This window comes from Candidatus Hydrogenedentota bacterium, from assembly GCA_012730045.1.
Classification (GTDB): Bacteria; Hydrogenedentota; Hydrogenedentia; order Hydrogenedentales; family CAITNO01; genus JAAYBR01.
Map to the genome: position 1 here is coordinate 52,356 of JAAYBR010000032.1, position 8,857 is coordinate 61,212.

Genomic DNA, 8,857 nt, shown 5'->3' on the forward strand with positions numbered 1-8,857 from the left:
ACCGGAAAAGGAGACACCGAAGATGAAGACATTCTGGATGGGCCTGTGCGCGGCGTGCCTGCTGGCCGCCGGCCTGATGGTGCAGCCGGCCGCCCAGCCGCCGGAAGGCCCCCCGCCCGGCGGACCCGCCGCCGGCCCGCCCCCCCCGGGAATCGCCCCGCCCGGCCCCGCGCCGCAGAAACGCCCCGGCGCGGCCCGCGAGGCCCGGGGCCGCGAAATGCTGGAACAGGTCATGGTGGCGCGCCTGTCCGAGGATCTCGGCCTGTCCGACGAACAGAGCGTGCTCATGGTCCGGCGCTTCTCCCAGTTCAGGAAGGAAACCCAGCAGCTCCAGAAGGAGCGCGCCGAGACGGTCAGGGAACTCCGCCAGACCGCCCTGAAGGGCGACGCGGACCCCGGCGCGGTGGCGCCCCTGCTCGAGCGCGCCCTGCAACTGAACGAGAAAATCGCCCTCCAGCGCCAGCGCCTTTTCCACGCCATGGCCGAAGGCATGGACCCCGTCCAGCAGGCGAAACTCCTGCTCTTCCTCGACGAGTTTGAGGGACAGATGCGCCAGGTGGTGAAAACCGCCCAGGAACGCCGCGCCCCCGGCCCGCCCGACCGCATGGGCCCCCCGCCCGGCGTACAGCCCGGACCGCCCCCGCCGCCCGGCGCGCCCCGCCCCCACAAACAGGGTGACCGCACCCCCCCCGGCCCGCCGCCCGCCCCGCCGCAGGAATAACCCGGCCCGTCCACGCGGCGCGCGCCGCCGATCATCGGACAAGGCACCGCCATGCCTGGCCCCTTGAGCGCCGAAGGCGCGCCACAAAATAGCCCGGGGCGTGAGCCCCGGGAAGGAGGGTGCGCCCATCCCCCACAGAGCGCTGAAAGCGCGGCACATGCGCGGAGGGTTGTTGTGCCGCCCCTTCAGGGCTCAGAGGGAGGGGTCGCGATTTCCCGGGGCTTACGCCCCGGGCTGTTTTGTGGCGCGCTTTCAGCGCTTTGGTCTTCGCTACCTCATCCGGATCATCGCGCCGCCCGTAAAACCAACCACCGTTTCGCCTGGCCGCTTCCTACGCCTTCACGATCTTCTCTCGTCCCTCCCGGACATCGCGGGTGAAATTGCGGGTGTCCACGACCAACGGGCTGTGTTTCACAATGAAGTCCGCGTCGTAGGCGGTGTGGGCTGTGGTGAGGAGGACGCAGTCCGCCGCCGCCAGCGTCTCCGCCGTGAGGGGGGCGCTTTCCATCGGGGTCGGCGCGGCGAGCCGGGGGATGTGGGGGTCGTTGTAGGACACCTCGGCGCCGTGGCCCCGGAGCAGCTCCAGGATGCGCAGGGCGGGCGACTCGCGCAGGTCGTCCACATCGGCCTTGTACGCCGCGCCCAGCACGAGGACGCGCGCGCCCTTGAGCGTTTTCCCGCGCTCGTTGAGGGCCTCCATGGTCCGGGTGACGACATACTGGGGCATGGAGGTGTTGATCTCGCCGGACAGCTCGATGAAGCGGGTGGTGAAGCCGTACTCGCGGGCTTTCCAGGTGAGGTAGAAGGGGTCAATGGGGATGCAGTGGCCGCCGAGGCCGGGACCGGGCTGGAAGGGCATGAACCCGAAGGGCTTGGTGGCGGCCGCGGCGATGACCTCCCACACGTCGAGGCCCATGCGGTCGCAGAGCATCTTGAGCTCGTTGACCAGGGCGATGTTCACGCTGCGGAACACGTTCTCCAGCAGTTTCGCCATTTCCGCGGCGGCGGGCCGGCTCACGGGGACCACGGCGCGGAACACGCGCCCGTAGAGCGCCGCCGCCGCCTCCGTGCAGTCCGCCGTGACGCCGCCGACCACCTTGGGGATGTCGGGCAGGGCGTGGCGCGTGTTGCCGGGGTCCTCGCGCTCGGGGGAGAAGGCCAGGAAGAAGTCCGCGCCCGCGCGCAGCCCGCCCGCCTCCAGCAGGGGCCGCACCACCTCCTCGGTGGTGCCGGGCCAGGTGGTGCTTTCCAGAACCACCAGCATGCCGGGCCGGAGGACCGCCGCCGCCGCCGCCACGGCGGCGCGCACGCAGGACAGGTCGGGTTCGCGGTGCGCCGTCAGGGGCGTGGGCACGCAGACGATCACGGCGTCGGCGCCCGCGAGGCACGCGGGGTCCGCCGAGGCGGTGAGGTTCCCGGCGGCCGCGGCCCTCGCCGCCCAGTCGCCGGGGAGGTGGCGCAGGGGCGACACGCCCGCGCGGAGCGCGCCCACCTTGGCGGGGTCCGTGTCGTGGACGATGACCGGGTGCCCGGCGTCGAGAAAATGCTTTGCCAGGGGGATGCCGACATAGCCCGCGCCGACGACGGCGACGGCGGCCCTTCCCGAGACGATGGCTTCCAGCAGGCGCTGTTTCATGGGGTGCCTTCCTTCCTCGCCGCCCCGGGTTTCATCACGGGGTACAGGGCGATGACAACCATGCCGAGCAGTCCGAAGAGGCCGGCGAAGGGCCCCACCAGCAGCACGCCGGTGTGCTCCCCGACCCGGTTGCCCCAGACGCTCATGGAGAGCGAGGCGAGCAGGACCGACCCGGCCATGGAGGCCTTCCAGATGAAGGCGCTGAGGCCGTTGTAGAGGGCCTCGCGCCGCTCGCCGGACCGCCGCTCGTCGCAGTCAATGATGTCGCCCATCATGGGCACGATCATGACATAAATGATGGCCTGGCCGACGCCGCAGTAGCCGAAGAGGAGCATGCCCATGAGCTGGCGCGTGGCAAAGTCCGCCCCGGACTTCCCGATGAGGTACATGAAGGGCATGCCGGTGGCGATGATGGCCAGGGCGGCGAACATCATCCACTTCATGTGGACGCGCCGCGCCACCAGGGGAATCACGGCGTAGGACGCCACGGCCACCAGGACGAACGGCACGAGCAGCTTCGTGATGGTGCCCTCGTCGCCGTCGAGCCCCAGCTCGGCCCAGTAGGGAAGCGCCCGCTGCACGGCCAGGAACCCGATGGTGAACAGGAAAAACGACGCGGCGTAGATGAGGAAGGGCCTGTTGCGCAGGGCGTCCAGCAGGGCCCGCCCGCAGGGCATCGGGTCCGACGGCACCGCCTCGGAGTCGTAGCGCTCGCGGACCAGCAGCACGGGGCACAGGAAGGTGAGGAAGGAGACGGCGGCGAAGATCATGGCGACGCGCCGGTAGCCCGCGGGGGAGAAGGACTCCTCGCGGCGCGTGGCCGACGGCCCGCCGGGGGCGTCGGCCAGCAGGGCGCGCACGCGCGCGAAGGCCAGATCCCCCCGCAGGGCGCGGGTGAGGGCCACGGTGGGCGCCCCCGACTCGTCCATCAGGATCAGGTTGGCCCGCACGGCCTCGCGGGCCGCCGCGGCGGCGAGAAAGTCGGCCAGCTCACCCGAGGGCGCGGTGCCGGGGGGCAGCATCAGGCGCAGATGGGCCGCGCTCTTCTCCACCCCCACCGGCCCCTGGACCCCGGGCGCGCCCGCGAGGGCCGCCGCCAGCGCCTTTTCGTCCATGAGCTCCGCCTGCGATGTCGGGTAGGTGATGGAAAAAAGCCCCCCGTCCACGCCCGCCAGGCTCTCCGCGGCGAAGGCCGCCGCAACCACCGGCGCCAGGCGCGCCCGGATCGCGTCCAGCTGCGCGGCGTCGGGCCCGGGCGCGTCAAACCGCGCGCCGGACCAGGCCTTGCGCCGCACGGGGGTCATTTTCCCCCGGAGCGCCTCCGGAAACGCCGCGGCCACGGCATCCTCCTGCGTGTGCTCGCGGATCCGCTCGTAGAGCGGCCCCGCCACGGACACGGAGACGGCGCCGCTTTCGTCCTTTTCCGAGACCGTCAGGCCCCCCGCCGTGCCCGCCTCCAGCCCCGTCTCGCCCGGGGGCAGCAGGCGTCCCACGGCGCCGCGGACGTCGGCGACCGGCCCGGCAAAGCGCAGGGCCAGACCGCTCTCCACGCGGCCGGGGTCCAGCGCCGTGATGAGCACGCCGGGCAGGGCGTTGGCGAAGGCAAGGCCGAGGATCATGCCGACGGCGACCCAGGTGCCGACGGCCACGCGGGCGGCCCCGGACCGGGCGATTTCCGGGCCGAGCGCGTTGAGCGGCACCACGGCCAGGGAGAAGAGGGTCCAGTGGGCGCAGAGGAAGACGGTTCCGTAGGCGAGGTTGAGGAGCGAGGTGCCCTCCACCGGGGGGTACCAGAACCCGACGAGGGTGAAGACCATGCCGAGGGCGCCCCAGAAGATGTAGGGGAGCCGGCGTCCGGGGATGGGGAGAATCCGCCATTTCCCCGGGCGCGTGGGGGTCTTGTCGGACAGGACGCCGACCACGGGGCTGCTGACGGCGTCCCACAGGGTGCCGATGATGAAGATGACCCCCACGAGCGCGACGGGCACGTAGATGGTGCGGCCCACGCCGCCGGACGGCGAGTAGAAATAGAGGCCCCACTGGTTGATGACCTCGCTGCACAGCTGCACGCCGACCATGGAGATGCAGATGGCCAGGCCCTCGTGCCAGCGGAACTCCCTGCCCTCTTGGTGCGTCAAACGAACGACTCCTTCCTGGACGGCGCGGCGATTCCGCGGGGTGCGGGCCGCCGTCAGACGATGCGGGTGCCGGGGGGGATGACGGCGTCCTTGAACACGACCACGATCCCGTCGCGGATGGCGTAGCCGTCGCCGTCGTAGTCCTTCATGCGGTCCGAGCCCCGGATGACCACGTTGTCCCCGATGCGGGCGTTGTGGTCAATGATGGCCTGCGAGATGCGGGCGTTGCGCCCGATGCCGATGGCGACCCCGACCTCCTCCGGCGGCTCCGCCTCGAAGTAGTCCGCCCCGAGGACGATGGCGCGCTCGATCACCGCGCCCGGCCGGATCCGGCTGCGGATGCCGATGATGCTGTTGCGGATGGTCGCCCGCTCGATCTGCGACCCGCTGCACAGGATGGCGTTCTTCACCGACGCGTCCACGACCCGCACCCCCGGCAGCATGCGGGCATGCGTGTAGACGGTGTGGTCCGGGTCGTGCAGGTCGAAGGGCGGGTCCGGCGAGGTCATGGCCATGCTCACGTCGAAGTACGACCGCACGGTCCCGATGTCCTCCCAGAACCCGCTGAACATGTGCGCGAAGACGCGGTGGGTCTTGAGCGCCCCGGGGATGATCTCCTTGCCGAAGTCCAGCCACGACGGGTTGCGCAGCAGCAGCTCCTCCAGCACCTCCGCCCTGAAGGCGTACACGCCCATGGAGGCCAGGTGCTTGCGGCCCTTCGGCTCCAGGCCGAAGTCGCTGAAGAGCCCCGACGGCGTCACCAGCTGGTCGAGCACGGCGTCCTCGCGCGGCTTCTCCACAAAGCGGCGGATCGCGCCGCCGCGCGACACCTTCATGATGCCGAAGGATGTCGCCGCCTCCCGGTCCACCGGCAGCGCCGCCACCGTGATGTCCGCGTCGTTGCGCAGGTGCGTGTCCAGCAGGGTGCGGTAGTCCATCCGGTAGAGCTGGTCGCCCGAGAGGATCAGGAAATGCTTCAGGCCCCGCTGCCGGATGTGCAGCAGGTGCTTGCGCACCGCGTCCGCCGTCCCCTGGAACCAGTCGCCGATGTCGTTCGTCTGCTCCGCCGCCAGAATCTCCACCGAGCCCCCGCTGAACTCGTCGAACTTGTACGTGTTCTTGATGTGCCGGTTCAGCGAGTGGCTGTTGAACTGCGTCAGCACGAGGATGCGCAGGATGCCCGAGTGGATGCAGTTGCTCAAAGGAATGTCCACCAGCCGGTAGCGGCCGCACAGCGGCACCGCCGGCTTCGAGCGCACCCGCGTCAGCGGGTACAGGCGCGTGCCCCGCCCGCCGCCCAGCACAATCGCCCCCACCTCGTTCATCAGATCAACGCCCGGCCCGCCAAACATGTCCTTCATGCGCGCGTGTCCCTGTTGCCTGCACCCATGGCCGCCGCCCCCGAGCGGGGGCCCGCCGCCGCACGCATTTTACCCGACCCGGCCCGCCAAACCAAATGCCGCGCCCCGGCCCGCGCACAGAGAACACAAGGCACGGTGGACAGTATGGACGATATGGACGATATGGACGAAATGGACAACGTGGAAAGGCGATCCCACAGCAGACCGCCGTTGTCCATGCCGTCCATACCGTCCATACCGTCCATACACACAGCGGGCCGGACAGGCACCCTGCCTGTCCGGCCCGCAGAAAAACCGTCTTCTCCTGAATCAGGCGCCCGCGCCGCCCATGGGGCCGCCCATGCCCGTGCGCTTGCTGCGCTCGATGGACTGGAGGGCCAGGTAGTTCTCGCCGTACATCTTCAGGTGGTCCATCTCCGTGTCGTACTGGTCGAAATGGCGCTCCTCGTCCATGACGAGGTCCTCGAAGAGCTTCTTGGACGCGGAGTCGGCGTTCGCGCCGCACTCGTTCGCCCAGCGGTTGTAGGCCGCCGCGCTGTCGGTCTCCATCTGGCAGGCCAGCTCCAGCATCTCCTTCACGCCCGAGATCTTGCTGACCGGATGCTCCGCGACCATCTCCACCTCGCCCTTGAGGAAGAGGATGCGCTCGGCGATCCGCTCGATGTGCAGCATCTCCTCGATGGCCGTGCGCTTGAACAGGTTGGCCAGCAGGTCGTAGCCCTGGTCGTCGCAGTGGAAATGGAAGTACATGTACTGGTGGACCGCCGACAGCTCGTCCGCCACCGCCTTGTTCAGCAGGGCCACACTCTGCTCATGACGCGCCATGTCAAGTTCCTCCATGGTTGGGTTGGACTTTGCCCCTAAGATACCACCCGCCCGCGGAGAAAGGCAATTCTCCCGGGACGGCCGGGGCGTTGGCGGGAACGAGATGGCCGCACTCGCTTCGCTCGTTCGCAATGACGTCCGTTTTGCGGTCGTTGCGAGCCCCGGACCGTCGCGGGCGGGAATTCTGCCCATGAAGCATGGATACGGGTGTCCTTTTCCTCTTCACCCCGGAGGGGTGAGGGATGTTAGCCGGTGGTTGAGCGAAGCGATACCACCGGAAACCGATGCCCCCTCTTCCTTTCTGGCACCCCGGCAGGGGTGCGGGACTCCGGGGCCAGCGGGAACCGACGTGTCCTGAACCCCTGCCGGGGTTCTTGAAAAAATGGGAGAGGGCCTGCTGTCCGGTGGTATCGCTTCGCTCAACCACCGGCTAATGTCCTGCATCCCTCCGGGATGCCCAAGACTTTCGCTTTTGGCCATTTCAACGTTTGGCAGAGAGTAACCGGCAGCTTGGGGCGCGGAAGAATACGTTTACTTCATTAGCAGGGAGCGCAGAGACCGAAGCAATCGCGTGCCCGGTGCGGCCCCGGTTCTCACCTGACCCGGCGACCAGGGGGGCAGGGCGGGACGCGGCTCCGTGGCCCAGGCGTCCCGCCTGCCCACGGGTCGGGACTTTGCGAAACGCTGGCGCGGCCCCGGGAGTCTGTTGTATAAAGGCTGACGCGGGCCGCCGTGAGGGTGGCCCTAAAAGGAGTGCTCCCGCAATGAGGATTTCGCATTTTCGGCCGCTTTCGCTGTCCCTGGTGCTGGTGCTGGCCCTTTTCTCCCTGGCGGCGGGGGCCGAAACCCGCTCCCTGCTGGTGCTCCACACCAACGACGTCCACGACCATGTCGCCCCCGGATACAACGGCCGCGGAGGACTGTGCCATGCGGCGGGGCTGGTGGCCGCCGAGCGAGCGAAGCGGGACGACATCCTCCTGCTGGACGGCGGCGACCTGATGGAGAAGGGCGACATGGCCGCCCACCGCACGAAAAGCCGCCTCACCTATGAACTCGCCGCGCGGATGCGGTATGACATGGTCGTGCCGGGCAACCACGACTTCACCTACGGCGAGGCGTACCTGAAGGAGTGCCACGCCCTGCTGGAGGGCGCCGTCTCCGTGTGCTGCAACGCCTTTGACAAGGCGGGCGGCACGGTCTTCGCCCCGTCGGCGGTGAAGACGGTAAACGGCATCCGGATCGGCGTCATCGGCGCCATCACGGACACCAACGACGCCGACACGCGCAGCCTGAAGCAGACCGCCGCGCTGGTGGCGGCGGAGGCAAAGCGCCTCGCCCCGGAGACGGACCTCCTCATCGTGCTGGCGCACCTGGGCAAGAAAAGCTGCCTCACCCTCGCCGAAGCCGCGCCAGAGGTCAACCTCTTCGTCGGCGGCCACACGCACGAGCTGCTCCGCGAGCCCGTCCTCGCCCCGTCCGGTGCGGTGGTGGTCCAGGCCGGCGGCAACGCCGCCTTCCTGGGGCGCGTCGAGCTGGCCGTGGACACGGCGTCCGGTGCCGTCTCGATGGTGCGCGGCGAGGCGGTGCAGGTGCTCCATGACACCGCCCCCTGCGACCCGGAGCTGCTCGCCCTCGTGCGCGCCCGCGAGGCCGAAGTGGCCCCCGAGGCGCGCCGGCCCCTCGGCGAAAACCCCGCCCCCCTCGCGGGGCGCGAAATGGCCGCCGTCGCCGCGCGGGGACTCTGCCGACGCGCCGGCGCCGACGTCGGCTGCTGCCACGCCAAGCAGATCCTCCGCAACACCCTGCCCGCCGGGCCGGTGGACGTGAACGCCGTCTTCCTCACCGGCGGCCAGCGCGGCGAAAAGATTGTGCGGACGACCCTCACCGGGGCCGACCTGCGCCGCTACCGCGAGCTGCTGCTGGCGCAGAAGCGCGGGCTCACCGAGTTCTCCGGACCCGAAGGCCCCCTTAATCCGGAAGACCTCCCGCAGGACAAGGAGCTCACCGTCGTCATGCCCGAGCGCGAATGGCAGTCCCTCTTCGCCAGGATGCTGAAAGACACCGCCGCCGCCCGCCCGCCCCAGCCCTGCGACTTCACCTTCACCGACGCCGTCTCCGGCCTCGTCGAGGACATCCTCAACGGCCGCGCCAAACTCGTCCGAAGGAATGCCGCCGC

General features: G+C 69.7%; 6 protein-coding genes. 2 read left to right on the forward strand and 4 right to left on the reverse strand.

The window, feature by feature from the left end; genetic code table 11:
- The first annotated feature begins 22 nt into the window (after positions 1-22).
- On the forward strand, positions 23-721 hold the full coding sequence (locus tag GXY15_03450; GenBank protein ID NLV40270.1) for a hypothetical protein: 699 nt from the start codon (positions 23-25) through the stop codon (positions 719-721).
- A 331-nt stretch (positions 722-1,052) separates the two neighbouring features.
- Here GXY15_03450 and GXY15_03455 read toward each other — a convergent pair whose 3' ends face one another.
- The 4 genes from GXY15_03455 to GXY15_03470 all read right to left on the reverse strand — a co-directional run bounded on the left by GXY15_03455 (position 1,053) and on the right by GXY15_03470 (position 6,681).
- A complete protein-coding gene (locus GXY15_03455; GenBank protein ID NLV40271.1) occupies positions 1,053-2,357 on the reverse strand; it encodes a nucleotide sugar dehydrogenase in 1,305 nt (434 codons plus the stop codon).
- The gene (locus GXY15_03460; GenBank protein NLV40272.1) at positions 2,354-4,495 is read right to left on the reverse strand and encodes a hypothetical protein; all 2,142 of its coding nucleotides are present in this window, start codon (positions 4,493-4,495) and stop codon (positions 2,354-2,356) included. Before GXY15_03460 ends, GXY15_03455 begins: the two co-directional genes overlap by 4 nt.
- 53 nt (positions 4,496-4,548) lie before the next feature.
- Complete coding sequence (locus GXY15_03465) at positions 4,549-5,820, reverse strand: glucose-1-phosphate adenylyltransferase (protein NLV40273.1); 1,272 nt, start codon at positions 5,818-5,820, stop codon at positions 4,549-4,551.
- Between the two features lie 345 nt (positions 5,821-6,165).
- A complete protein-coding gene (locus GXY15_03470) occupies positions 6,166-6,681 on the reverse strand; it encodes a bacterioferritin (GenBank protein ID NLV40274.1) in 516 nt (171 codons plus the stop codon).
- A 764-nt stretch (positions 6,682-7,445) separates the two neighbouring features.
- On the opposite strand from GXY15_03470, the gene GXY15_03475 reads away from it, so the two are divergent.
- Positions 7,446-8,857: bifunctional metallophosphatase/5'-nucleotidase (locus GXY15_03475; protein NLV40275.1), on the forward strand; the 1,412-nt coding region annotated here is incomplete at its 3' end.